At 68.9% G+C, this 23,897-nt stretch carries 23 protein-coding genes; 11 read left to right on the forward strand and 12 right to left on the reverse strand.

From position 1 onward, the window contains the following. Positions 1 to 34 precede the first annotated feature (34 nt). On the forward strand, positions 35 to 2,995 hold the full coding sequence (locus O1G21_RS39645) for an AfsR/SARP family transcriptional regulator (protein ID WP_270150692.1): 2,961 nt from the start codon (positions 35 to 37) through the stop codon (positions 2,993 to 2,995). A 620-nt stretch (positions 2,996 to 3,615) separates the two neighbouring features. On the opposite strand, the gene O1G21_RS39650 is transcribed toward O1G21_RS39645, so the two are convergent. The 4 genes from O1G21_RS39650 to O1G21_RS39665 form a co-directional block, all read right to left on the reverse strand. Further along, on the reverse strand, positions 3,616 to 3,948 hold the full coding sequence (locus O1G21_RS39650; protein WP_270150693.1) for a hypothetical protein: 333 nt from the start codon (positions 3,946 to 3,948) through the stop codon (positions 3,616 to 3,618). Then, positions 3,920 to 4,702, reverse strand: coding sequence for a S26 family signal peptidase (locus O1G21_RS39655; protein WP_270150694.1), 783 nt, complete (start codon positions 4,700 to 4,702; stop codon positions 3,920 to 3,922). The genes O1G21_RS39650 and O1G21_RS39655 overlap by 29 nt, the downstream gene beginning before the upstream one ends. A gap of 36 nt (positions 4,703 to 4,738) precedes the next feature. Beyond that, positions 4,739 to 6,571: an ABC transporter ATP-binding protein gene (locus O1G21_RS39660; RefSeq protein ID WP_270150695.1), complete on the reverse strand. Its 1,833-nt coding sequence runs from the start codon at positions 6,569 to 6,571 to the stop codon at positions 4,739 to 4,741. Positions 6,572 to 6,693: 122 nt separating this feature from the next. Beyond that, on the reverse strand, positions 6,694 to 6,873 hold the full coding sequence (locus O1G21_RS39665) for a hypothetical protein (protein WP_270150697.1): 180 nt from the start codon (positions 6,871 to 6,873) through the stop codon (positions 6,694 to 6,696). Between the two features lie 468 nt (positions 6,874 to 7,341). Here O1G21_RS39665 and O1G21_RS39670 point away from each other — a divergent pair, with 468 nt between their 5' ends. Both O1G21_RS39670 and O1G21_RS39675 read left to right on the forward strand, forming a co-directional pair. Beyond that, positions 7,342 to 7,878 carry a hypothetical protein gene (locus O1G21_RS39670; RefSeq protein WP_270150698.1) on the forward strand — a complete coding sequence of 179 codons (537 nt, stop codon included), beginning with the start codon at positions 7,342 to 7,344 and terminating at the stop codon, positions 7,876 to 7,878. Between the two features lie 5 nt (positions 7,879 to 7,883). Further along, complete coding sequence (locus O1G21_RS39675; RefSeq protein WP_270150699.1) at positions 7,884 to 8,378, forward strand: MauE/DoxX family redox-associated membrane protein; 495 nt, start codon at positions 7,884 to 7,886, stop codon at positions 8,376 to 8,378. 203 nt (positions 8,379 to 8,581) lie between these two features. Here the strand turns inward: O1G21_RS39675 and O1G21_RS39680 are convergent, their stop codons facing one another. The 3 genes from O1G21_RS39680 to O1G21_RS39690 form a co-directional block, all read right to left on the reverse strand. Further along, positions 8,582 to 9,262: a replication-relaxation family protein gene (locus tag O1G21_RS39680; protein ID WP_270150700.1), complete on the reverse strand. Its 681-nt coding sequence runs from the start codon at positions 9,260 to 9,262 to the stop codon at positions 8,582 to 8,584. Positions 9,263 to 9,884: 622 nt separating this feature from the next. Beyond that, entirely contained in the window at positions 9,885 to 10,523 is a 639-nt protein-coding gene (locus O1G21_RS39685) for a hypothetical protein (protein ID WP_270150702.1), read from the reverse strand. Between the two features lie 181 nt (positions 10,524 to 10,704). Continuing rightward, positions 10,705 to 11,334, reverse strand: coding sequence for a hypothetical protein (locus O1G21_RS39690; protein WP_270150704.1), 630 nt, complete (start codon positions 11,332 to 11,334; stop codon positions 10,705 to 10,707). A 150-nt stretch (positions 11,335 to 11,484) separates the two neighbouring features. Between O1G21_RS39690 and O1G21_RS39695 the strand changes: the two genes are divergently transcribed. Beyond that, positions 11,485 to 12,558 (forward strand): hypothetical protein, encoded by a 1,074-nt coding sequence (locus O1G21_RS39695; RefSeq protein WP_270150706.1) that lies wholly within the window; start codon positions 11,485 to 11,487, stop codon positions 12,556 to 12,558. A 725-nt stretch (positions 12,559 to 13,283) separates the two neighbouring features. On the opposite strand, the gene O1G21_RS39700 is transcribed toward O1G21_RS39695, so the two are convergent. Next, complete coding sequence (locus O1G21_RS39700) at positions 13,284 to 13,412, reverse strand: helicase (protein ID WP_270150707.1); 129 nt, start codon at positions 13,410 to 13,412, stop codon at positions 13,284 to 13,286. A gap of 96 nt (positions 13,413 to 13,508) precedes the next feature. Between O1G21_RS39700 and O1G21_RS39705 the strand changes: the two genes are divergently transcribed. Beyond that, positions 13,509 to 13,874 carry a hypothetical protein gene (locus O1G21_RS39705; protein WP_270150708.1) on the forward strand — a complete coding sequence of 122 codons (366 nt, stop codon included), beginning with the start codon at positions 13,509 to 13,511 and terminating at the stop codon, positions 13,872 to 13,874. Between the two features lie 294 nt (positions 13,875 to 14,168). Here the strand turns inward: O1G21_RS39705 and O1G21_RS39710 are convergent, their stop codons facing one another. Further along, positions 14,169 to 14,702, reverse strand: coding sequence for a hypothetical protein (locus tag O1G21_RS39710; RefSeq protein WP_270150710.1), 534 nt, complete (start codon positions 14,700 to 14,702; stop codon positions 14,169 to 14,171). Between O1G21_RS39710 and O1G21_RS39715 the strand changes: the two genes are divergently transcribed. Beyond that, positions 14,683 to 15,078, forward strand: coding sequence for a hypothetical protein (locus O1G21_RS39715; RefSeq protein ID WP_270150711.1), 396 nt, complete (start codon positions 14,683 to 14,685; stop codon positions 15,076 to 15,078). The genes O1G21_RS39710 and O1G21_RS39715 overlap by 20 nt on opposite strands. Positions 15,079 to 15,338: 260 nt before the next feature. Beyond that, positions 15,339 to 15,590, forward strand: coding sequence for a hypothetical protein (locus O1G21_RS39720; RefSeq protein WP_270150714.1), 252 nt, complete (start codon positions 15,339 to 15,341; stop codon positions 15,588 to 15,590). A 481-nt stretch (positions 15,591 to 16,071) separates the two neighbouring features. On the opposite strand, the gene O1G21_RS39725 is transcribed toward O1G21_RS39720, so the two are convergent. After that, on the reverse strand, positions 16,072 to 16,650 hold the full coding sequence (locus O1G21_RS39725) for a maleylpyruvate isomerase N-terminal domain-containing protein (RefSeq protein WP_270150716.1): 579 nt from the start codon (positions 16,648 to 16,650) through the stop codon (positions 16,072 to 16,074). A gap of 733 nt (positions 16,651 to 17,383) precedes the next feature. Here O1G21_RS39725 and O1G21_RS39730 point away from each other — a divergent pair. Then, entirely contained in the window at positions 17,384 to 18,016 is a 633-nt protein-coding gene (locus O1G21_RS39730; RefSeq protein WP_270150718.1) for an SMI1/KNR4 family protein, read from the forward strand. Positions 18,017 to 18,870: 854 nt separating this feature from the next. Here the strand turns inward: O1G21_RS39730 and O1G21_RS39735 are convergent. Beyond that, positions 18,871 to 19,167, reverse strand: a complete 297-nt coding sequence (locus O1G21_RS39735; RefSeq protein WP_270150720.1) for a hypothetical protein — start codon at positions 19,165 to 19,167, stop codon at positions 18,871 to 18,873. 97 nt (positions 19,168 to 19,264) lie between these two features. Here O1G21_RS39735 and O1G21_RS39740 point away from each other — a divergent pair, with 97 nt between their 5' ends. Beyond that, complete coding sequence (locus tag O1G21_RS39740; protein ID WP_270150722.1) at positions 19,265 to 19,843, forward strand: hypothetical protein; 579 nt, start codon at positions 19,265 to 19,267, stop codon at positions 19,841 to 19,843. A gap of 569 nt (positions 19,844 to 20,412) precedes the next feature. Here O1G21_RS39740 and O1G21_RS39745 read toward each other — a convergent pair. Continuing rightward, a complete protein-coding gene (locus tag O1G21_RS39745) occupies positions 20,413 to 21,438 on the reverse strand; it encodes a DUF3710 domain-containing protein (RefSeq protein ID WP_270150724.1) in 1,026 nt (341 codons plus the stop codon). 344 nt (positions 21,439 to 21,782) lie between these two features. Between O1G21_RS39745 and O1G21_RS39750 the strand changes: the two genes are divergently transcribed. Both O1G21_RS39750 and O1G21_RS39755 read left to right on the forward strand, forming a co-directional pair. Beyond that, on the forward strand, positions 21,783 to 21,905 hold the full coding sequence (locus tag O1G21_RS39750) for a hypothetical protein (RefSeq protein ID WP_270150725.1): 123 nt from the start codon (positions 21,783 to 21,785) through the stop codon (positions 21,903 to 21,905). An 824-nt stretch (positions 21,906 to 22,729) separates the two neighbouring features. Then, positions 22,730 to 23,077, forward strand: coding sequence for a hypothetical protein (locus tag O1G21_RS39755; RefSeq protein ID WP_270150726.1), 348 nt, complete (start codon positions 22,730 to 22,732; stop codon positions 23,075 to 23,077). The last annotated feature ends 820 nt before the right edge of the window (positions 23,078 to 23,897 follow it).

The raw sequence follows: 23,897 nt of genomic DNA on the forward strand, positions 1-23,897 counted from the left end.
CCCACGGAAGCGACCGAAGAGCCATAATTCCTCCATGCACTACGGACTCCTCGGCTCGCTCGAAATACACCATTGCGGTAGGCCAATCGAAATCGAGCGCCCGCGACGACGTGCACTGCTGGCTTACCTCCTGCTCAATGCGAACCGACTGGTGACTACAGAGCAGATGGTGGATGCTTTGTGGGGTGAGCGCGCGCCCACCAGCGCTCGCGGCCAGGTGCACACTGCGGTATCTGAGTTGCGAAAGGCCCTCGGACCGGACGGCGACAGCGCCTTGGTGTCCCAAGGAGGCAGCTACAGGCTGTCAGTGGAGGATTCTGCGTTCGATGTCGCGGAATTCCGACATCTGGCGTCCGATGCGCGGCGGCTCAATGACCGGGGCGATGTTCAGAAGGCTTCGCGTGCGCTGCGGGCGGGCCTTGAGCTTTGGCGCGGCCCGGCGCTGTGCGGAATCGACGCTCCCTTTGCCGTACCGGTGCGCACTGAGCTGGAAGAGGAGCGCTTCGCGACGTACGAGCTGCTTGCTGACATCGAACTCGGGTTGGGGCGCCATCATGATCTGGTGCCCGAGCTAACCGGCTTGCTCGAAGAACATCTGGTGCGCGAGGGGCTCGCCGAGCGGCTCATGCTCGCGCTGTGGCGCAGCGGACGGCAGGCCGATGCCTTCGGTGTCTACCACCGCACACGTACGGCATTGGCCGAGGCGTTCGGCGTCGATCCGGGTCCGAGTCTCGTCAGCCTGCATCAGCGCTTGCTAGCGCTGGATCCTGAACTGGGCGTCGATCCGTGCCCGGCCCTGCGCGCCGTCCATGAGCAGGTACTGACGGCTTCACCGATCCTCTCCGCGCAGCCCACCACGGCTGACGGCACCGCTTCCCGTTCCGTTGCGGAAGTGCCTGAGGTACCCCCGGCCCTGCCAGGAACGGACCGACAGGAGCCGGGGACACCGGTGCCCGCACAACTGCCCGCGGACACCCCGCTCTTCACCGGCCGACGGAACGAGCTGCGGTACCTCCGCCGGGTTTTGGAACAGGCCGCAAGCGGCGACGGTCCGCAGGTGGTGACCATCACGGGCATGGGCGGTGTGGGCAAGAGCGCCCTCGCGATCCACGCCGCCCACCTGCTGCGCGACCGCTTCCCCGACGGTCAGCTCCACCTCGACCTGCGCGGCTTCAGTGCCTCCTCCCCACGCGCCGTCCACGAGGTCCTCGCCACCCTCCTGGCCGACTTGCGCCCTGCGGCGTCCGGCGCGAGCGCGCAGCCGCTGCCCGACCGCACCGACGAGCGCGCCGCACTGCTGCGCACCGTGCTCGCCGACCGGCGGGTCCTGTTCCTGCTCGACAACGCCCGCGACAGCGCCCAGGTCCTCCCGCTGCTGCCCGGCACCGGCAACGGCGCCGTGATCGTCACAAGCCGTAACTCCCTCACCGACCTGCCCACGACGCACCACCTGCCGCTGGCCCCCATGGACATCGAGGAACAGCGCGCCCTGCTGTCAGCGCTGTGCGGCACCGACCGCGTCGACCAGGACCTCGACGGCGCCCTGCGGACCCTGGCCGCCTGCGCGGGCCTGCCACTGGCCCTGCGGATCGTCGGTGCCCGGCTGGCCGCCCGCCCCGCCTGGCCGCTCGCCACCCTGGCCGACCGCCTCGCCCCCGACGGGCCCGGACGCCTGGCGGCGCTGGCCGCAGGGCAGTTGGAGGTACGGTCAACCTTCGACTCCAGCTACCTTGCGCTGCGCGACAGTGACCGGCCCGCCGAGCGCGAGGCCGCCCGTGCCTTTCGCCTGCTGGGCCTATGGCGGGGGCAGGAGTTCACCCCCGCCAGTGCCTCCGCTCTGCTCGACCGCACGCCTGCGGAGAGCGAAGACCTGCTGGAGCGGCTCGTCGACTTCCACCTGCTGGAATCCCCTGCGCCGCTTCGCTACCGTTTCCACGACCTGCTCGCCGAGTACGCCGCCGAACGTGCCTATACCGACGAGACCGCCCAGACGCGCGAGGCGGCCCTGCTGCGCCTGTGCGTCTGGTACGCGCTCGCCGTGGAGAGCACCCGCACAATCCTGCGTGAGACCGGCCAGTTGCCCCCCAGACTCAACCAGGCCCCGCCCGCGCCCCTTCCCATCTTCGCAGACGAGACCCGAACCCTGGTCTGGTGCCGACAGGAACTGACGAACATCGGCGAGGCCATCCGGCAGGCCGGCCAGGGCCCGCGGCCCGACCTCGCCTGGCGACTGGCGGTCTGGCTCTTCGGATACATGCGCATGAGCTGGTGGGCTGGCCAGGGGGAGGACTTGCTCGACCAGGCGCTGAGCATCGCGGATCAGCACCACGACCGGCTCGGCCGGGGCTGGCTGCTGCGCTACCTGGGCATCACCCACGGCATGGCCCGGCGCCTGGACAAGTGCGTTCAGGCCCTGCAGGACGCTCTCGAACTCTTCGACGACCCCGAGAGCAAAGCGTCGATCCACTGCAACCTGTCGGTCGCCCACACCGCCGCCGGCCAGGCCGACCAAGCCCTCGTCCACGCGCGGGCGGCCTTCGACCTCCACCGGCAAGCCGGCTCCGCGCCGCGGCTCACCGCCTTGGTTGTCAGTTCGATGGCTGATGCCCTGCGGACGGCCAGCCGACACACGGAAGCCGAAGACCATTACCGCGCGGCCCTCGCTCTGTGGCGCGAGCGCGGCGACGCCAACAGCACCGCCGTCACGCTGTCCAACCTCGGCGATGTCATGCGCGGTCTCGGCCGGCACCAGGACGCCTTCACGGCACTTCACGAAGCCCAAGAGATCTTCGAACGGATCGGCAATGTCTCCGCTATGGCGGACAACCTGATCACCATGGCCCGCACGCACGCCGACTTCTCCGAGTGGCCGCAGGCCCGAACCCGAGTGCTCCAGGCCATCGACCTCGCTCACCGCCACCACCTGAGCCCCTGGCTCAGCGAGGCACACGAGGTCCTCACCACGATCGAAAGCGCCCACGCCGCCGAGTCATGAGGGCGCAGGCGGCGTCGGCAAGGCCCTGATCGGACCGTTGGTGGACTGTTGTGAGGTGCTCCTCGATCTCGCCGAAGCGCGAGGTGACCGTCATGCCCAAGGCCTGGACCGCTACCAGTACGGCCTCCTCCTGGTGCTACCGGACGTCAGGAGGAGGCCCGCGGGCAATGGCACCGAGCTCTGGTGCTGCGGGATGGAACGATGGCGGACGTCCTCCCCGAGTTGAGGTCCCTCGTAGAGCAAAGCAGGCGACCACCAGCGAGCCAGCGGAGCCGGCCGCCACAAGCCGTCGGCTACGTCCTTGCGGTGCCCCAGTCCCGGTTCAGCGTGGGCTGTCCACACATCGACTGGCTGCCCGTGGCAGAGATCCGGCGGCTCCTGACGGCTGGCCACACCCCCACGGCCTTCACCCGCCACGGTGCTCGCCCCCGCGTTCACGCCTTGAACTGGTCCGCTTGGCTCCGACAACGCCAGGCCATCGCCCGCCGCTGTCACTACCAACGTCGGCTGCACACGATCGAGGGGCGGTCTCATGAAGACCGCCCCTGACGGAAATCAGCCCGCTACACTTACCGCGCGCAGCCTCTGAGCAGGCAAAACGTCGAAGTCCTGCTGGAGTACTAGGCCAGTTTGAGACTCAGCTGCGCGTCCCATTGACCGAGCCCGGGACGGAGGTCCACCATGCGGAAGAATGCCTGGTTCCGCTCGTATCGGGCAAGTTCCAAGGTGGTCAGTTCCTCGGGGATTCGGGCGGCCGCGTCCTCGATGTATCCGGTCGCGATGAGCTGTTCGACCAGGCGCATGCCGCTTGCGGACGTCAGACCGGGGAACCGCCGGCGCAGTGCCTCAGCGATCTCCGGCTGGCCGCGGGTACCGTCCATCAGCCCGAGCGCTGCCCAGGTCCAGCCGCGGGGGTCGCGGATCTCAGCGGCAAGCCCATAGACCCCGCTCATCAGACGCGCTCCTCTCGAAAGGAGCCGGTGGGGCCTCCTCGACCCCACCGGCTGCTTCAGTCCGCGCACGGACGTAGCACTCGGTTGCCTTCAGCTCGGCCGTCTCGATCCGGTCAAGCATGCGGATCTCGACGAGACCGGCCTCCTCTCCGGGAAGAACGTTGTTCCGCTGGGTGTGCTCGTCCTCGTTCTGCATCGATGTCACCTCCCTCCCATGAGTAGTTGCCCTCCAGAGCCTGTACGGGTCCGGAAGCTCCGGGCCGCGGGTCACGCGGAACAGGACTCGTCCGATGACCAAGTGCTGGGGGCACAGGCCCCACTGCCGGGAGTCCTCGCTGTACTGGTCGTCACCCACCAGGACGACGCTTCCGTCCGGCACCACCGTGACGTCGAGAAGACCAGTGGAGCCGGCCAAGGAGACGGGCAGCCGGTCGCCGGAGACCGCTGCCACCCGCTTGACGATCCACTGGCCGCGATCACCGAGAGAGTCGGTAGGCATTGCACCGGCCCAGTCCCTCGCCGTCGGCTTCTGGGCGATCACGATGTCACCCGGTCGACACGGGCGTCCTGACGGGCCGGCAACGAGCAGTCGGTCGCCCGGCATGAGCGTCGGCTGCATGCTCCAGCCCTTGACCGTCACCAGGTAGAGCCGCTTCCTCAGCCGATTCAGCATTGCTGCTCCGGCAAGGGCCGATGTCACGAGGCCGCCGGCCATGAGAAGGCGGCGGTCGGCTAGTGAGAGGTGTGCGATCACGGTTCCTTCGTTCTCGTGTGGTGCTCGGTCGGTCCGTCAGCGCCCCGCATCGGCATAGCCGGAGGCCTGGAGGGTGAAGAGCCGGTGATAGGTTCCCCCGACAGCCATCAGTTCGCGGTGGTCGCCGAGTTCGGCGATCCGGCCGTCTACGATCACGGCGATCGCGTCGGCGTCCTTGACCGCGCTCAGCCGGTGCGAGATCAGCAGCCGGGTCGACCCTGCCGAACCGCGCAACAGCTCTTCGTGAAGCGAGGCTTCGGCCTCCGCGTCCAACCCCGAGCTGGGTTCGTCCAGGATCACGAGGTAACTGTCATGTCTCATCAGGCCGCGTGCGACAGCGACGCGCTGCCACTGCCCTCCGGAGAGGTGCACCTGACTGACACGGTTCGTCGCCGAGTCCCCGGCGAAGAAGATCCGGCTGAGCATGGTGTCGTACCCGTTGGGCAGCTCGGCCAGGTATTCGTCGGCGCCCGCCTTGACGGCCGCCGCCCGTACGGCCGCCCGATCGTTGAACCGGTCGAGGTCGCCCAGGCTGATGTTCTGCGCGGCAGTCAGGTCGTAACACATGTAGTCCTGGAAGATCGCGGTGATGCCACGCTGGTACTCCTGACGGGGCAAGGTCCGGATGTCTCGGCCCCCCACCAGGATCGAGCCGCGGGTGGGCTCGTAGAGTCCGCAGAGCAGTTTGACCAGGGTGCTTTTGCCGGCTCCGTTGAGACCGACCAGTGCCGTCGCTTTACCCGCCGCGAGACGCAAGTTGACGCCTTTGAGTATCCAATCCGTGTCCTCGGAGTGGCGGAACCAGAGGTCGTTGACCTCGATGTCCCCCGACAGCGGCGCCATCCGGGTCGGACTGTCCTCGGCGACCGGCGCGGTCGTCACGATCCGCTGGTAGTTCTCGAATGCCAGCAGCGACCGGTAGCCATCGCCGATCCCGGTGGCCAACTGCAGGACGGCACCCTGTACTCCGGCGGCCGCCGCGATGAACACCGACAGGTCACCGATGCTGACCTGTCGGTCGGCGACGCGGGTGGCGGACCAGACGACGCAGGCACCCACGATCACGGCCGAGAACATCGCCAGTGCGGCTTGCCTCCTCACACTGCGTAGCTCCAGCCGCTCCTCGGCGCGGTTGATCGACCGGGTCTCGTCGTTCATCCGCTCGCGGAAGAAGTCCCCGAGGCCGAAGATTCGGATCTCCTTGACGGCGTTGACGCTCGTGATCACGGATCGGTAGAAGATCTCCCGCCTGGAGGCCTGCACCGTCCGTTCGGCGAGACCGATTTGCTCCCGGGACTGCATCAGCTGGCTGAAGACCACTGGCAGTGACGAGAGCGCGATCAGTCCGAAGACCACTGGGCTGATGATCCACAGGCTGCCCAGCAGACCGACGATGGTGATCACGGCCTGGAATGAGGAGACGACGGCGCCGAGAAGTAGTTCGGGTGAGGTGGTGCTCGCGTTCAGTGCGAGCTGGATGCGGTCCAGGGAAACCGGGTTCTCGAACCAGGTGATGTCCCGAAGACGGTTCAGCGCCTGGAACAGCTGGTCACGCAGCCACAGGCGGGCGGCACGCTGGGTCCTCGTCTGCCAGTATCGGGCGAGCCTGGGCAGCACTGCGGAGGCAACGCCCAGAGCGGCCAGGAAGGAGGATTTCCGAAGGATTTCGGAGGCTGACCCGCCAGGTGCCGTGGCCAGGCCGTCCAGCAACCCCTTCGTGGCCCAGGCGACTGCGGTCGGAATCACGCCTCCGAGCGCGGAGAACGCCAGATATCCGGCAGCCGGGATGGGGGCCGCCCGAAACGCGAACCGCAGGACAGGAATCAACAGGCGGGGATTTCTCTCCGTATCGCCTGGGAGGAACCGCATACCGGGAACCCCTCGGTAATTCGAATCGGACGATGTACTTCGAGCGGCTGAGCGCGCAGGGTCCCCGCCCGGCCGGGGGCGTCGAAGGCGAGCCGGTCCGGCCGGGCAGGGATGCGGGTCGATTACCAGCAGCTGCTGTGGCCGTCGGGGTAGTAGCAGCACCAGACGGTGAAGGTCTGGCCGTTCAAGGCACCACCCGCGGGCCCGCAGATCTCGATGCGCTGGGCGGAGGCCTCGATGTCGGGGAGCAGCCGACCGAGCATGCGGTCGCCGAGCGTGGACAAGGTACGGGAAATGGACATGATTATCCCCTGTCATTGGGTAGTGGGGTGGAATGAGATTCTGCAAGCGGACGTCGCGGAATCGACGCCAGAATTGCCGAGACCCGCTGGGTCGAACAGATCAAAACTCGATCCGGCGCCAGATGTCAAACCAGATTTTCAGATGCGGATAGTTCGGTGAACATGGTTATGGAACTTGGCCAAGCGGACCAATTTCGGACATTTCTTAATATTGCGTGGCGCTTTTCGCGGATTCTTGACTTTCCTGCGGTGTGGGCGGTTGGATCCGAGAGTCGTGGTGGTCCGAGCGCGGTGGCGACCGGCTCATGACCCCAGACTGTCCAGGCGCTCTTCTCGCGCCCTTCTCGCGCCCTTCTCGCGCCCTTCTCGCGCCCTGCTCGCCCCCTTCTCGCGCCTCTCCCCGGCTCTTCGCACCCCCGTGGTGCCACGTCCGGCCGGCCTCCCCACCCACTCAGGAAGGTGTGTCCCGTGATTCCCGTGCTCATGACGTTCGTGGTCCTGTTGGGCATCGTGACTGCAGCCCATGTCGTGCTGACTCTCGCTTTGGTGCGGCGACTGCGAACTGTCGAGGCCGACCGGGCCTCCAGCCAGCGGTGGCCCGAGGCTGGCGCGACGGTCACCGAATTCGCCGTCCGGACCACGTCCGGACGCCTGGCCACCCCGGAAGACGTGCGCGTGGGCGAGCGGCTGGTCGCCTTTCTCAAGGCTGGCTGCGGCCCCTGTGACGAACTTGTCGACAGTCTCGATCCTCGGCTGGGTGCGACAGACGTTGCCGCCCACTTCTTCGTCGTCGGCGATCCGTCGGATCCGAGGACAGGGATGATGGCTGACCGGCTGGGCGCCCTCGGCGAGGTGGCGGTGGTCGGAAACGGGAAGGAGGTCATGTCCGCGTTCGGCGGGGTTCGCGTGTTCCCGACCCTGCTCCGGCTGCGCGACGGCGTGATCATGGCTGCTGGCGCGGACCCGAATCGAGTCCTTGCCCGGATTCCGCAGAGGACCCGATGAACTGCGTGGACTACGCCTGCCGCGCCCTGCTGGCCGTGGTGTTCGCGGTCGCGGTTGCCGGGAAGGCGCGCAGCCGTACCGCGTTCGGCGCCTTCAGCGCAGGGCTCGCAGACTTCAGCTGGATACCTGCTTCGACACGGAACGGCGTCGCGCTGGTCACTCTGCTTACGGAGACGTTCACGGCGGTGCTGCTGATCGCCACGGCCCGCTTCGGTGCTCTGCTCGCGCTGGCACTGCTCGCGGTGTTCACGATCGCGACTGTCAGAGCCGGACGAGCGGGCTCCTGCCAGTGCTTCGGCGTCGCCGACGCCGCGGCAGGCTCAACGGTCGGCGCCTTCCTCGCCAGAAACGCCCTGCTCGCGGTGACGGCCCTGGCCGTCGTGCTGCTGCCAGACGGCCCGGTCTCGGCCGTGATCGGGCTGGCATCGGTGGCTGTCGGCGCGGGCGCCGGGGCCGTGGTCACCCGCTGGGACGATCTGGTCTACCTTCTGCGCCGCTGACACTTCGAGCGGGCGACCGGACCCCGTCCCGCGCGGGGGAGGACACCCCGCTGAGCAGCATCGCGGCACGGCTCGGCTGACGCCTGCGCGGCGAGGAGGGATCATCCCGACGGTCTGTCCCTGCCGACGCGACGGCACGCCGACCCTGCCACAGGTCGTCGGTGTCCACGGGCAGCGTCTCGCCGTGGTAGAGCAGCCGCGGGTCATTGTCGCGGAAGGGTGTGCCCAGCGGAGCGCAGTCCTGCAGGTGGGGCGCGGCCAGGACCTGGTGGGCGAACTCGTTCCAGCCTTCCTTGGTCGTGAGTCGGGTGGGCCGGTAGGCGCCGGTGATTGCGATGCCGTGGGGGAGCGGAGTGGACCGGATCAGGTCCAGGCGGTTCAGCAGCGCGCCCGCCGGCAGTGTGACGGACGAGGACCTGCGCGAGCTGCTCAACCTCCCGGCCATCGCCGACCTGCGCTCCCAGCGCAGCAACGCGGTGGTAGATCTCGGGCAGGAAGTCCAGCGGCGCGCATTCGTCGCCTGCCTTGCGGGCGCCGGCCACGAAGGCGACCTGGGTGCGGGTGACGGCGAGGATGTGCCCGACCCGCAGCCTCGCCTCGGTCTTGTCCTCGGGCAGTGGCGGGGAGGCCACGTTCTCCAGCTCGGGGAAGCGGGCGGCGATCCGCGCGCCCCGCTCGGTCAGGAACCAGGCCCGCAGCCTGCCGGCCTGCGGGAGGACGACGTCCTCGACCAGGCCCTCGTCCTTCAGCTTGCGCAGCCGCCGGCGCATCAGCTCTGGCTTGCTGTCGGGGGTGTGCAGGACGCGCAGCTGCTCGGCCGTGGCCATCCGGAACTGGTACAGCGCGGCCACGACGTGGTGGTCGATCTCGGGCGGCGTCGCCATCACGGGGCTCCTCACGATCGGTGCCCACCGCCCCGCTGGCGGCGAGCACCGTATGGAAGCCCGCGGTACTCACCACTTTTCTCCCCAAGACCGGCCCATTCGGTCACGATCCGACAACGGGTGTTCTAACCGGTGCGACAACCGGGGTTACGAACCGGTGCACCAACCGGTCGCCGCCCATCCCGGCCGCAGCGCTCGGATTCCCGGCGAACGCGCAGGTCAGAGGCCGTGGTGAGTGGCCGTCAAGGCGAAACTCACCACCCCGACAACCCTCTCCTTCCCCTTCCTGTCCTTGGCTTTGTGGGTGGTGGCTGGCTGGTTGGGTGGGGCGGTGGCGTTGAGGGTTTCCCGCGCCTGCGGCGGGCCTCTTCTTCTCTCGCGTCCGGCTGGTGCCGGCCGCTCGCGGTGGGGCGGGGGCCGGGGCGCGCGGGCGGCGCCAGAAGGCCCACCAGGCCGCCCCTGTCGACTCCCGCCGCCAAGTTCCTCGGACGCGGCGGGCACAGCTGGGCAGAGACGGCCTGGAGAGCCCCGGGGCGCCAGGCCCAGCTGATGTTTCTGGCCGGACTCGGCGCCGCGATGGGCGATCGGGTTGCTATCTGATCTTCAGTTCAGGGGGCTCTGTCTACGAGGCCTGGGAGTGCTGGGCGGGGACGGGAGGCTTCGGGTTCACCTTGTGGCAGGAACATCCGCACGTCTCGGAGTTGTCCGTGTGGTACATCAGTTTTCTTCTGGTGTCCTCGTCCGCGGTGTCTGCGAGGGACTTGCGCAGTTCCTTGAAGGAGATGGCGTAGCGGTCGTCGACGACGGGATCGTTCTTGTTGGAGTCCTCCAGCTTGGCTCTGATCTCGTAGAAGGTACAGGTGTAGTCCGCAACATGGGTCTGGATCTGGCGGTCCAGGATGGTCAGGGCGATGTCGTGCACGTTGTTGTTCTCTTCGAGGAGTACCTTCCTGCCGGCGTGCAGGCGCTCGAAGCGCCAGAGCATGGCGAAGTAGGCGCACATCACCTCCCCGCGCTCGGTCCCCTCGGAGGAGATGGGCCTGTTCTGCCAGTGGATGGTGCCGAGGGTGTGGCGGTCCTTCATAGCGGCGTCGCTGATCAGTTCGCCGTGGAGGTTTCGGGCGATCTCAAGGCGAGTTATCTGGCGCTGCCTGTGGTTGAGCCGGATGGAGATGACGAGGGCAGTGATTGCGACGATGCAGGAGACTGTCGGGGCTCCGTACCGGAGTAGATCAGCCATCTCTGTGTATCCCTTCTCCATGACGTGGTCCGTGCTTGCTGCACCCGTGGGTGCCCGCCGGATGGTGGGCACCCACGGGCCGAGCGGTTCCGCTCCCCCGGCCGCGGCCGTTACGGCGTATCGGGGCGGAGCGCGGTGGAACGTCGCGCGATGCCTGGCGTTGTCCGTCGGGTGATCAGACGGCACACAATGACGCCAGCCCTCACAGGCGGTGGATGCTCTCCCAGTGGGCCTGGTCGAGGCCCTCACGGAAGTAGTTGTTCGGTGCGTTCCACGACGGGTGCCGGTAGAGCGGCGGGATAGGAAGCCGGGGGTCGCGGGCGAGAACAGCGCTGTAGCCCTTGAGGATCTTCAGGGACTTGGTCAGGCAGTTGTTGTCGAGCACGTTGTAGCCGTTGTCCCGCTCGTGCCGGTACACCTCCTGGGCCTTGCCGGCGTCACCGTCGCGGGTGTCCTCGCACCGCCAGTGGCTGTACTCCTGCACCCAGTGGTCGCCCTGCTTGACCTTGAGGCCGCGGAAGTAGCCGAGCATCTGGTTCCAGCTGCCTGCCTTGATCCACGAGCTGTTCGTGTTGGGTCCCGGCTTGATCTCGAAATCCCCGCTGGCTTCGGTGGCGCCGTAGATCCAGTGGTCGCGGTCGCCGCGAACCTTGAACGCCCAGCCGATGTGGCCGAGGGTCTGCGCGCCGTCCACGGAGTTGATCATGCAGACCTTGCCGAGCGGGGCGGCCTGCGCCTGCACGGGCGCCGTCACCGCCCCCGCAGCCAGGAGCACGAGCGCACCGGCTACCGACGCGGTTGCCCGCAGCACCTGCGTACGGATGTTCCCCATGGGTGTCCTCTCTGATGGCGATCAAGCCGACTGATGTCCCCTCCTGCGGGGTGCGGCTTGTTGACCTCAGATTGATGTAGGGCTTGATGACCAGCCACACTTGTCCCGAAGTAATCAACGGGTCATCAAAAAAGGCTGGGTGAGGTCGGGTTGGCCAGCAGGCAGGGGCGGCAGGAACGCCCGATCGACCCCGAGGGCGGACCTCTGGCGGCGTTCGCAACCGCGCTGCGCGCGCTGCGCGAGGAGTGCGGGAGCCCGACCTACAGACAGTTGGCGACCTACTCGAAGAGGACCGGCACGAAGAACTACTCGGACACGACGTTCTCCAACGCGGCCCGCGGCGACAGCCAGCCGTCCCGAGAAGTCACTCGCGCGTTCGTCCTCTCTTGCCACCTGTACGCGAAGTCCGACCGCGCTCGCGCCGAAGCCGCTGTCGCCGAGTGGGATGCGCGCTGGCAGGAACTCGAAGCTGCTCTCAACCCGCCCGCTGACCAGCCGACAACGGACGCATCCCGGGACCCGGCCGACGCGCCAGCCACGCAAGAGCACGACGAACCGCCCCACTTCCTGCACGCGCATCCCCACAGGCGGTGGATCCCCGCCGGCCGGAAGGGACGGCTTCTTCTCGGCGCAGCCGCACTGGTCGTTGCCACCGGCGTCCTCGCGCCGATCATCAGGAACACCGCCGCGCCCGGATCGGCGGCCGCCGACGTCCTTCCCCCGCCAGAAAGCACCGCCGGCATCCGAACCGACGCTTCCAGCAACGGCACCAGCACGCCCCAGCCCGCTGCGGCCTCGGAGCAACCGGGGCTGGAGAAGGGCCCTCTCGGCGAGGACAGCCGGTGCAGTGCCCCGATCCAGGGACCGGAAATGGTCACCTGGCGCGTGTGTGCCCGGGTCGAGGCCGAGTGGGTCTCCTTCGCTCTCAAGATCACTAATCGCGGCAGTCGGCCGATGGAACTCAAGACCCGCCTTCAATACGCGCGGGAAAGCGCCTTCCATCGGTGCCAGGGAGACCCCGGTCCGCGACAGTTGACCGTCCTGGCCGGCCAGACCATCGTCACCGACACCAAGGAGTGCGCCGTGGCACGCGAAGACAGGCCCTGGGCCTACCAGGGAGTCGGATGGGTGGTGCCCGCAGACGCCACCGATGGCACGTACAAGTTGGCCCCGACCGCGCACGTCTACCCCGATCGCGTCATCTGGCAGCCTGACCTGCTGTGACGGGAGCGGAGCCAGTCGGCAACTCCCGGTCTGGCGGACGAGTTGGCCAAGGACGGTACCTCGGGCGGGCCTGGGTCGTTGGGCAGGGACATGGAATGGACATCTCACCTCAAGGCGCTGATGCCGTCGAAGCCCGAAACCAGGCGATTACGGCGGTGCGCCTGACCGACGCCCATGCGGTGGAGCTGACCGCACAGGCCGCCGCAGCCGGGGCGCCGGGCGCGTCGCTGGCCCGGGTGCTGGCAGGGCTCCAGCCTCTGCTCGCCCAGGAGCGTCCCCACGTCTGCGACCCGAGTCCGGTCGTCCCGCCGGTCCAGCCCGCTCCTGAACCTCCCGGTGAGCAGGGCTGGCCGGACGGCATCGAGAGGTACACCTCCAGCAGGCATGGAAGCAGGGCCTGCTGTCCTGGAAGCCCAGCACCACCAGGACGTACCGCGCCCGCTCCACCCGGCGCGGAATCCCCTTCCCCGAGGGCATGCAGGACAAGACGGGGACGTACCGCTACACCAAGGAAGAACTCCGTGCATGGCTCGCGGCGTGGACCGCGCCGGCCCGATCCGAGAACCTGGCCCTGCCTCAGCAACGGCTCGCACCGGAGCCGCTGACGCACACCTCCTTGGGCCCGCAGCCGCCGACAGGGGCCCCAATGAGGTGTCGGCTGATGCAACGAAAGGGCTACGGCGCCGACTCCGCGCTACAGCCCTCGCCCACTCCACCCCCTGCCGCTACTCCCAGCGGATGCCGAGTTCGGTGAGCCGGGCGGCGCGGTCGGCGGGGATGTCGGCCCGCCTGCTGCGGCTGTTGGCGATGAACAGGCCGAGGCGGATCTGCGCGGTGGTGCCGTCGGCCAGCACCAGCGGCTCCTTGTGCTTGCGAGAGACGTTCAGGTGCCCTTCGCCGGGTCCGGAACCGGGGGGTGGCGGGCCTTGCCGTCTGGCAGGATCCATGGCGTGAGCGAGAATCTGGGCCAGCGCCCCCCGATGTTGTTCGTGATCAACGACCGGCTGTGGATCGGCCCCGACCCGATCGGCGGCATCCAGTGCGTCGCCCGGACGCGGTCCAGCACGCGGTGCAAGAACTGGGTCGAGACCAGCCAGGTCGGGCGCTGGGAACAGATGGTCAGCAGGCGCGGGCTCATCAGCGTCTACACGGTGGGCCGTGACGACCGGTGGCTCGCCCAGCACTGCGCGCGGCACGACTCGCCGGACACGGTGGACCATGAGCTTCCAGACTGGGAAGCGTTCAGCGAGGACAACCCCGAGCACACCGCGCGGTTCGTGCGGCCCCTCCCCGACGCCTGGGTGGCCATCGGCTGAGGGCCAGCGTGGCCGCCGCGCCGCGCGCTGACCGCCGGCGGCCGAGGTGGGGCCAGCCCGGGGCACCGAGGTGGAACCGGGGCCCCGAAGGCCCGGAGGGCTCGGAGCTGGAGCTGCGGGAGAGGGCGGACCCGGGCCGGCTGGCGTGCCCCGACTGCTACTGGTGACGGCGATCGTGGCGCTGGTGGCGGTCCGCGCGGTGCGGGACGAGCGGGCCGGGTGACCGTCCATCGGTGTGCGTCGAACACATGGAGGGCTCCGGCCGGACCACTCGGTCCAGACCGGATCCCTCGCTCATGACAACTCGAGGTTGAGGGCCAGCCCGCGTCTGCCATGCGGCAACCGGCGTTCAGTAGCCACGAGTTGCTCAGGCCACCCGCGTGAGGCGGCCCCGCTGGTGAAGGGGGCGGCATCCGCACCCTTCACCAGGGCGCGGGCCTCGCCCGCGGCTGGGTTGAGAAGGGCGCCTTCGGCCTGGACGGCTGGGCCGCCCTGATCGACGGCCGACTCCTCGTCACTGTAGATCAGCTCGGCCGGCCGGAACCCGTCCTGCATACCGAGGCACACCAGGCCAAGGAGACGCTGCACGCAGCCCTCGACCAGCACCCCGTCCAGGCCGGCCCGGACGACGCGGACGACCCGGACGGGGAGTCCGGCGACCGGGAGTACGACCTGCTTGGTGCCGTCCCCGCCCGCATCCGCCGCCGGGCGGCCGGGATGACCGTGCCCGAGCGGGCCCTGGCCGCCGCTCAGGACGAGCGAGTACGCCGAGCTCCAGGCCGCGGTGGTCGTCCAGGAGTGGAAGCGGGTGCGTGGCGCGGCCGCCACCAGCCTGCTCAAGGTCTACGACCCAGACCACGACCTCGTCCTCAGCCGGGCGCTGTACGCCGAGCAGCACCAGCAAGACATCGCTGACCGCGCCCGTGAGGCCGCCTACCAGGACCATCAGGACGCCGACGCCACCCAGCGGGCCCAGGCCGGCACCGCCGCCCAGCCCCTCTACACCGCGCTGGAACGCGCGGGCCTGTACGTGCTGACCGACGACGACCAGCAGGCCGTCCGCGACCTCGCCCGCCACCTCGACCCGGCCACGCTGCGCCAGGTCATGAGCTGGCGGGAGCGCACCCGCACCGCCGCCTTCGCGTTGCGCGGCACCGAGCAGGCCCGGCCCGTCCGGCCCGTCGTGCGGCGCCGCCAGTTCTGACCGACCGCGCAGTCCCCGGGGGGCCCGCTGCCCTTTCCATTGCGCGGCCCAGCCGGTGACCTCCGGCTGGGCCGCGCTGTTCCGTCACCAGCGCCGCTGTCCACAGCCAACCTCGGCCAGGATGGCCGCCATGATGACGAAGACCCCAGCGCCCTGCCAGGCCTACGACGCCGACGGCTGGGGCAACTGCCCGGTGGTAGAGCTGCGCACCGTCCAGACACGGCTCCTGGCGCTGCTGGAGCGGTACGCCGACGGCCCGCTTGAGCATGGACTACCGGTTCAGCCCGGACAAGGCCACCCGGCGGGCGGTCCGCCTGCCTTCCAGAGCCGTACGCCGCCACGCCCGCGGCTCCCGCCGGTCCGCCGGCCGCAAGCTGCGCCAGGTGGTGAACCACCGGACGGAGGAGGAGTTCTGCCCCGCGCGACTGGCCGAGCGGGCAGCGAAGCAGGCCCGCGCGGAAGCGGCGGATGCCCGGCACCGAGCCGCACGCGCGAGCCACGGAGAGAAGTAGCTCAACCCCCACCGTCGGATGTGACCTGTTGACGGGTGTGGGCGTGGAATGGCCGCTTATACCGGGTTGTCTGGACCTTTGGTTGTGTCTGTTGGGGGTGTGGGTGGGTGGTGTCGGGTGGCTGGTTTGGTGACTGTGTGTGGTGGTGGGTGGGTCGGGGGCCCGGTCGGCCTCGCCGGGCGGGGTCGGCGGATGTTGGGCCTGTATTCGGGCGTGAATTCCGCCGGTAATTCCGTGCCGCTGCTTTTATTGGATTCGCCACCTGTGGTGGTCTGAATTCGGGTTGGAATTGTGGTGGCGTGGGTGGTGTCGATGGTGGGTGTTCGGTTTCGTCGGGGGTGGAGCCGCCGGGCCTCCGCGCCGTCCGGGCCTGCTGTGCCCTGCTCGGTCGCCGCCGTCCAGGCCTGGCTGCCGCCGTCTCGGGGCCGCCGTCCGTGGGTGGTTGGGCCGTGTCGGGCGCCCCCATGGTCAGAGCCTGTGCTCAGTCCGAGATGGCGGCTTTCCAGACCCACGAGGTGACGCGGGGGCGGTCGGCGGACTCACCCCGGCCAGTGGACCAGAGGAGAACCTGGACGGGGTCACCGGGCGGAGCGTCGGGGAACAGCCGGTTGAGCACCGCGGCGCAGAGGTCCTCCGGAGGGCGCCAGGCAATCCCCAGGCCCTGGGTGATGTCGTGTGTGTGGAGGAGGGTCTCGGCGATTCCCATCGCGGCGAATCCCTCCGGATCACACGGTCCCCAGTGCCAAGCGCGATCACCGGGTGCAGCTGCGGCGACCACGGTGCTCAGGAGTCTTCCGCAAGCGGTCACCACCCTGAGCACTTCGCTCGCCGGCGCATCGGCGTTGACGGTGAGGTCAAAAGGCAGGTACGCGTCCGTCGGACGAGCCGCCAGCTGTCCGGCATAAGCGAGCAGATCGTGCGCAACGTGGGCGGCAGTCTGCCAGCAGCTCCAGTCCAGAGACCTCGCTCGGGTCTGCCAGTCCTCGGAGTCGTGCGGGCTGAGTGTCCGAACCATCTCGTCCACAGCCCGGTCGACGTCTCGGCTATCGATGCGATCCATCCCGTGATCGTCGCAACGCTGACAAGCATCAACAAGCGGATTCCGGCCGCAGATGACGTGGGTGGATGTGTGGTGGGGGCGCGACAGGTGGGTGCGACAGGGGCCGGGGTGGGGCCGCGGCTGCTGCTCGGGTGGTGGCCGCAGCCGGGTGTCGACGACGGCCAGGGGTGGGCTGTCCTGGTCGCCGTCCGGGGCCGCCGACGCCGTCCGGGGCCGCTGGGTGCGGCCGGGACGGCGGCCGTTGTCGGGGCCGGCCTTCTCGGCGGCCTCGTCCTGGTGGTGGTGCTCGGCGGCGGGTCGGCCGGTGGGCTGGTGGTGGGTGCGGGGTGCAACGCGGTGTTGCGCTGGGGTGCAACACGGGGCCGTGTTGCGGGTCTGACCAGGTGTTATGTGGCCGAGAGCCGGGGTGGGTGGGTGTGTTGCACCTCGTGTTGCGCCGGGCTGCGCCGGTTGGCCGGCCTCGGCGGCTGACGTGTGACAGCGAAGGTGGACGGCATACCGCTGAAGTTGGACTGTCGGCCAGTCGTGCCATCGAAGATGGATCACTCCGCAGTTTGGGACAACGAAGTTGGACCGATGTGGCGCGAGCGGGCGATGTCCTTCTCCGTTAGTGCTGACCGCTCTGATCCAGTCGAGACGGCGCGGGCGTGACGCTGCGGTCGTACAGTTGGGCCGCTCGTGATCATGCGACTGTGGAGGAACGGCGCCTGTGCACCCTGATGTGGAGCGCCTCATGGCGCTGATGCCGCCTGGCCCGGAAGCCGGGGAGCAACTCGACTGGCTGGAGGTTGAGCAGGAGCTCGGGTGCCAGTTGCCGGCCGATTTCCGCGACCTGGTCGCCGTCTACGGCGTGGGCACCGTTGACCAGTGTCTGATGGTGCTCCCCCCTGTGAGCGGAGAGCACGAGTCGGGGATCCCGTCCGTGGGTCAAATGACCCCGACCCCCGAGAAGACCGCATGGCTCTTGCACACGAAGTCCGATTATCCGCTGTGGCCGGAGCCCGGGGCGCTGCTGTGTGGGCTCCGCTTGGTGGACGGCAACGGTGACCTGTGGGGCGCCGTCTACTGGCGCACGAGGGGTGCCATTCCCGAGCAATGGCCAGTTGTTCTGTGGGAGCGCAATCAGCCCTTCGTGGAGTTCGATCTGAGCATCACCGGCCTCCTGGTGAAGTGGCTCACCGAGGCCTCGAACATCGACTTCGATGAGCGCCTGGTCTTCGGGGCTCCCCATTCACGCTTCATCCACTGGCGCGTCGAGCACACGATGCGCGCGCAGGGCCTCGACCCCTGGGAGTACCTGGAACCGCTCTACATCGAAGCGAACGAGGCCTGGGAGGAGCAGAACCTAGGGGCGTCCCCCGCCTGACGACAGCCCCACCGGTCCAACTTCGCTGGCACAGGACAGCGGCTCCCCGCCGCCCGGTGCCGCGCCCCGCTGCGCCCCGCCCTGGTGGCCGTCCTGGTCCGGTGTTCGGTTTGGTGTCGCCGTCCCGGGAATTGCTCGGTTGACGCTGGGCGGGATTTCCTGGGCGGTCTGGAAGGGTGGTCGCCGTGTCGGCGTGGAGGGCCGTAGGCCCCTTTCCGGCGTGCCTGAATTAGATTCCTGCCCGCTGCGCCTTGCGAGGCTTTCGGATTGCCGCCTGAAAAGGAGCAGAAGGAAATTCGCATTCCCGCAGGGAGTGCGGCCGGATAGAGCCGGGATGGACGGTTGGAGCGATGTGTCCGTTCGCGTCTAACGCCCTTTTGGGAGCCGGCAGGATAGAGCTGTGTGGAAGCCGGGGGAACGCCGCCGGATACGCTTCGGATTCCGGTCCGGAATCTGTGCTTGAAGGCCTGTCAGGGACCGCCGCACGGGGTGCCCGTGAGGGCCCGCCACCGGGCCGGGTGATGCGTGTCGGGGGAGTGGCGGTGGTGATCTGTCACGAGTGTGGCAGTGGTGTTTTGGGTGTTCGTGCTGGTCATGGGCAGGTTTCTACTGCCGTTGACTGTCGTCTGACTGCTGTCATGGATGACGTTTTGGCTGGTCGTGGGGGTGTCGTGGCTGTCAGCACCTCCCGCACACCGGGGGGACCTCAGGGAAGCCGTTGCCGCCGGTCGGGCAGGGCGCCCTGGTGCCGGTCTGCTGTGCCTCGACTGCCCATCACAGAGCGTGAGACGAGCGTCCAGGTAACGGTGGCATCGATCCTCTGCGGCAGCTGCCGGGTGCTGGCTTCTCGACACTCACCAATGTGGATCGGGATCCCACTCGCGGTCCGGCTCTCTGATCTGCTCGTACGACTCGAAGGTGTGGGTGTCGAAGAAGCAGGCGATGGAGAACGGCTGCTGGGGATCCGTGAGGACCCGGTGGATGAACTCGCTGGTGGAGCCGTCGAATCGCTCCCAGCCAGCGGCGACGTCATCATGCGGCTGGGCGAAAATCGGCCAGCGGTCGGGATCGGCGGAATCGGTCAGCCAGAAGAACTGGTCGGCCTGTTCCGAGTCCGCCCACCGAAGCAGGCCGCCGGCGGCAGGGAACACGGGACGCGGACTGAAGAGGTCGCCGATCCAGGCGTCAGCAGCGGCTCGTGCGCCTAGCCACTCGGCGTCCTTGATCAGATCGTGGTGCGGGCTCGGCGTGTCAGGGGTGAAGAGCTGCTGGAACCCGTCGAACTCTCCCGACGCCCCGCAGCACTGCGGCTTCCGCGGCCCCACCCTCACCCTCGACCACCAGCGCGCCCTCTACCGACGCTGGACCACCAACCCCGGCACCCACCCCCACGAAGCCCTCATCGGCCTCGCCGCCCTCCTCCACGCCGCCACCACCACCGAACTACGTCACCTGACCGACGCCGCCGTGGACACCGTTCGCCGCACGCTGCACTTCCCCGGCCGCCCGAACCCCACCCCCACCCCGCTCGATGCCGCGACCTGGCACGCACTACAGCGCTGCCTGGACCACCGCGCCCGCACCGGAACGGCCAACCCCCACATCCTCACTACCCGCCTCACCATCACCACCCGCACCCCCGCCGGCGCCGCCCACATCCGCGACAGCCTCACCCCCGCCAGCCTGCTCCCACAGATCTTGCGCTCCACCCGCCTACTGACCCTCGCCGCCCAACTCGACATCGAACTGCTGACCGCCGCCCTCGGCATGTCCTACTCCGGCGTCACCCCCTACCTGAACCCCGCCCATCAGCCCTACGGTCCGTAGCTCCGCGTCAGCGCCGCCTTGCTCCGCGAACCCGTGGACGCCGCCGCCGCTGCGCACCGCGACCGTGCGGGGCACCCCCCAGACACCCCCGGCGGGCCGTCAGGCCACGCCCGTCCCCCACGGCCGACTGGGCCCTGTCCGGTGACGTCGAGCACGGCCTGGTTGACCTCGTGGGCTTCGGCTCGGGGATCTTCTCGGGGTCCACCCGCGGCTGCGCCGGTTCGTCCAGGCGCTCCCGGTGGGTGGACGGTCGCAGGGGCTCGTGTTCGCCACCAGCGGCCTCCCCGAGCCGGGGCTGCGGCCCGTCACCCGCCCCTGGGAAGGGCTTCGAGGTGCGCGACATCTTTTCGTGCCGCGGCTTCGACACCTGGCTCCCCTTCAACCTCGTCGGCGGTATCAACAAGACCCGCCCCGACATCGGCGGCCTCGCCGCCGCGCACGCCTTCGCCGAAGCCTGCCGGTCGGTGAGCCCGGACGCGACAGGTGGTTGCGACAGCCGCCGGGAGCGGTTTGTGCTGCGCCCGGAAGGGCGTGTGTGTCTTCCGGGTTGCTTGGGATCGGATGGTTGCCTATTGCGGGAGGGACAGGGGGAGGAAGGTGCGGGGCGGGGCGGGATCGGTGCCTGGCACTACGACGATCCCGGAGAAGAGGCGGTCCACCAGGTCGCGGTATGCCGGGGAGAAGATGTCCTCCCCGGTCGCGTCGGCCTTGCAGAACCAGCCCGGCCCGTCCGCGCCCACGATGCGCCGGCGATGGAGCTTTCGGGCGTCGTCCTCCCGGTACGGGAGCTGGAGCCATATCTCGGGCCTCGCAGGGCCGGGCACCTCCTCGAACAGAGCGCCTCGCTCCAACAGTTCGGGATTGCGGAGCATTTCGGACCTGATCCGGTCCCAGCCGTCCTCGGTGCCGGCCGCGGTGAACGCCGACAGCCTCACCTCGATGCCACCGATGATCAGGTCGACGCAGGTGATGACCTCGCCGTGCCGGTGGGGCCGGATCTCCATCCCTTCCATCGCCGGGATCAGCAGGTGGCCCAGGTCCAGCCGGCCCAGGCAGGGCTCGGCCAGTTCCGTGACGTCCCACGGCCCGGTGGTGGTCCCGCGCTCGGCGCCCCCCTGCCCGGAGGACGAATCGCCGGGCCCGCCGGGGCGCATCGGGTACGGGAGTCCCGTCCGGTGTGCCGTGAACCGCTCGGCTGCAATGATGATGCCGATCAGCTCCGCGTCCGACAGCTTCAGGTCGTTGACGAGGCCCAGGAACAGGTAGAGCTCGTAGGTGACGATCTCGTGGTGCATGAGCTTCGCCACCGCTTCGACGTCGGCGTCGCCGGCGGCCCACAGGATGAGGGAAACCGTCTTGTCCGCCGAGTGCTTGACGTAGTTCCGGCTTGATTCAGCGGGCCATGGGCGCTTCCGCGCCATGAACTTGAGGATCTGCCAGAGCTTCACGGACGGGCCGAACCTCCGCTCGACGATCCGGCGGAATGCTTCCTCCAGCAGGTCCTGCCAGGTTTCGCCTTCCTGCGCGTCCTGCCGAAGTTCGGAGGACCAGTGCTTGTAGTCCTTGTCATCCCCCCGGGTGAAGGCGTATAGCATCCGCCCGCTAATGGTCCGTGGACCCGGTTCCGTCATCGTCCCCTACTCCGCATACTCCCCTGTCAGCTCTTGAGAGTCTTGCCTAGTGCAGGAAGCAATAAGCCTCGGTCGTTGAGCTGGGCATGGATGAGGACGGTCCGCGCCGGTGGTGTACCGGCCGCGGCTCGGTCCGCCGGCCTCGTGCTCGCTGCCGCCCTGGGCGCCGTCGGGGGCCGGCCTTCGTGTCGTGGTGCTGGGGATCGGCGCCCTGCTCCTCGCTGGAGCTGCGGGAGAGGGCGGAGCCGGGCCGGCTGGAGTGCCTTGAGGGCGTACAGGCCAGCGCAGCAAGGGACTTGGGCCCGCTGGTGCTGCCGGTCCCGACCAAGCGCGAGCTGGTGGCCGCGCTGGTCTCAACTCCAGACGATCCGTGGTGGGAGGACCGCATGCTCCACGCGAAGCTCTACCCGGCGAGGGGCCGTCGGGTGTGACCTGCTGGTGGTTGGGCCGGCGTTTTGGCCTCTTACGGTTGGTTGTCTGGACCTTTGGTTGGACCTGTTGAGAGCTCCGGCGGGGTTGGCACTGACTGGGGTTTGGTGACTGTGTGTGGTGGCGGGGTGGGTTGGGGGTTCGGTGGGGCCGGTCGGGGGCTGGTGGGGTGTGGTGGGCCGGTTTCCGGGTGTGAATTCTGCCGGGTATTCCGTTCGGCTGTTTTGGTGGATTGGCTTCTGATGGCGTTCTGAATTTCGGTCGTAATTGCGGGGCGGGGGTGGTGGCGGGGGGTTGGTGTTCGGTTTGGTGGTGCCGGGCTGGGCCTCGGTCGCCATGCTCGTGGGTGGGCGGCCACCGTCCAGGCCGCGCCCGTCCGGCTTGGTTGTCGTCGTGTTGATCTGCGGTTTCGGTCGCTTCGGTCACTGGCACTGGCTCTGACCAGCTGGAACGTCCGGTGACCGAGGGTCGGGACCGGGCCCTCGCCGGGTGGTGGGCGCAGCGCAGCGCCGCGTCGTGTGTCCCGCTCTCTCACCCGTCGCTGCCCGCCCCGCCGCCGTCCGGCTGTGGCTGTCCGGGCCGGTGCCTGTTGGCCGTTGTCGGGGCCGGCCCTTGTTCTGGCGGGTGCGTCTGCTGAGTGCTGCTGGGTGCCTGTCAGGCCGTTGTGGAGGGTGTCCTGGAGGCCGGTGGGGGTCGCCTGTCTGCTGCGCCTTCGTGTGGTGCCCGTTGCTGTGCCGGGTGGCTTAGGGATGAGTGGGTACGTGATCGGTCCCGGCTGAGTAGTCGTGCTCATGTGTGGTTCGGTTCGGCGCGGTGGGATCGGTTCATGGACAACATTCCGGCCGGATCCGCATCGTCGCCGCACGACCGCGACGCGGGGAGGTTCCCGCTCGTCGCGACGGTTCTGCTGCCGTTCTGCCAGATCCTCTACTGGTTCTTCGCGCCGGTGCGCGCGGTCGAGGTCGACGTGTGCATGCCGCGGGGTGCCTGTGGGCGGGACTGGGGTCTGCGGTACGACGCTGCCTACGGCCTGATGGGCGCGCAGTTGGTGCTCATCGTGGTCGCCTGGTGCCTGCCGCCCCGGATGCGCTGGGCTCCATGGCGCTTCGTCGCGTCCGCGGTGAGCGTGATGTGTGGTCTGGCATGCAGTGTGGTGATCCAGAACTTCGGCTGAGGGCGCTTCCGACGACCGATCTGTTGGTCGTGGCCGGCGTCCCGGGGGCCGCTGTTCGGGGCGGCCGGGTACGGCGAGGACGTCGACCATTGTCGGGGCCGGCCTTGTGCTGGTGGTGCTCGGCGGCTGGTGGCGGGTGCGGGGTGCAACACGGGGTCGTGTTGCGGGTCTGACCAGGCGCTATGTGGCCGGGAGCGGGGGTGGGTGTGTTGCGGTGCCGTGTTGCACCGGCTGCCGGGTCCGCAGGCCTCGGCGGGGGCTCCCGCAGGGCCCGCCCGCGCCGCCCTGGTGCCGTGCCCCGCCGCTGCGCCTTGGTCGCTGTCCTGGTCGGCCGCCAGGCCGTCCCGCTGCGCCCGTCTCGGCCGCCGTCCAGGCCGGGCCCCTGGAAGCCCTGGTGCCCGCCCTGGTGGCAGCCTGACCGCCCGTCCTGGCCGCCGTCCTGGCCGTCCCGGCTCTTGGGTTGCCCGGCCGTCGCGGGCCGGGCTCCCCGCCTCTTGGTCCGGTGTTCGGTTTGGTGTCGCCGTCCCGGGAATTGCTCAGTTGACGCTGGGCGGGATTTCCTGGGCGGTCTGGAAGGGCGGTCGCCGTGTCGGTGCGGAGGGCCGTAGGCCCCTTTCCGGCGCGTCTGAATGAGATTCCTGCCCGCTGCGCCACGCAAGGCTTTTCGGATTGCCGCCTGAAAGGGGGCAGAAGGTAATTCGCATTCTCACCTGGAGTGCGGCTGGATAGAGCAGGGATGGACGGTTGCCGCGAGGTTTCCTGTTCGCCTCCAGCGCCCCGCACGGGAACCGGTACGATAGAGCTGTGCGGAAGCCGGGGA

Source organism: Kitasatospora cathayae, assembly GCF_027627435.1.
Taxonomy (GTDB): domain Bacteria; phylum Actinomycetota; class Actinomycetes; order Streptomycetales; family Streptomycetaceae; genus Kitasatospora; species Kitasatospora cathayae.

Coding starts and splice junctions, on each gene's coding strand:
- O1G21_RS39645 (WP_270150692.1), top strand. CDS start 35: ATGCACTACGGACTCCTCGGCTCGCTCGAAATACACCATTGCGGTAGG.
- O1G21_RS39650 (WP_270150693.1), bottom strand. CDS start 3,948: ATGAGCGGGGTCTATGGGCTTGCCGCTGAGATCCGCGACCCCCGCGGC.
- O1G21_RS39660 (WP_270150695.1), bottom strand. CDS start 6,571: ATGCGGTTCCTCCCAGGCGATACGGAGAGAAATCCCCGCCTGTTGATT.
- O1G21_RS39665 (WP_270150697.1), bottom strand. CDS start 6,873: ATGTCCATTTCCCGTACCTTGTCCACGCTCGGCGACCGCATGCTCGGT.
- O1G21_RS39680 (WP_270150700.1), bottom strand. CDS start 9,262: ATGGCGACGCCGCCCGAGATCGACCACCACGTCGTGGCCGCGCTGTAC.
- O1G21_RS39685 (WP_270150702.1), bottom strand. CDS start 10,523: ATGGAGAAGGGATACACAGAGATGGCTGATCTACTCCGGTACGGAGCC.
- O1G21_RS39690 (WP_270150704.1), bottom strand. CDS start 11,334: ATGGGGAACATCCGTACGCAGGTGCTGCGGGCAACCGCGTCGGTAGCC.
- O1G21_RS39725 (WP_270150716.1), bottom strand. CDS start 16,650: ATGGATCGCATCGATAGCCGAGACGTCGACCGGGCTGTGGACGAGATG.
- O1G21_RS39730 (WP_270150718.1), top strand. CDS start 17,384: ATGGCGCTGATGCCGCCTGGCCCGGAAGCCGGGGAGCAACTCGACTGG.
- O1G21_RS39745 (WP_270150724.1), bottom strand. CDS start 21,438: ATGCTATACGCCTTCACCCGGGGGGATGACAAGGACTACAAGCACTGG.
- O1G21_RS39755 (WP_270150726.1), top strand. CDS start 22,730: ATGGACAACATTCCGGCCGGATCCGCATCGTCGCCGCACGACCGCGAC.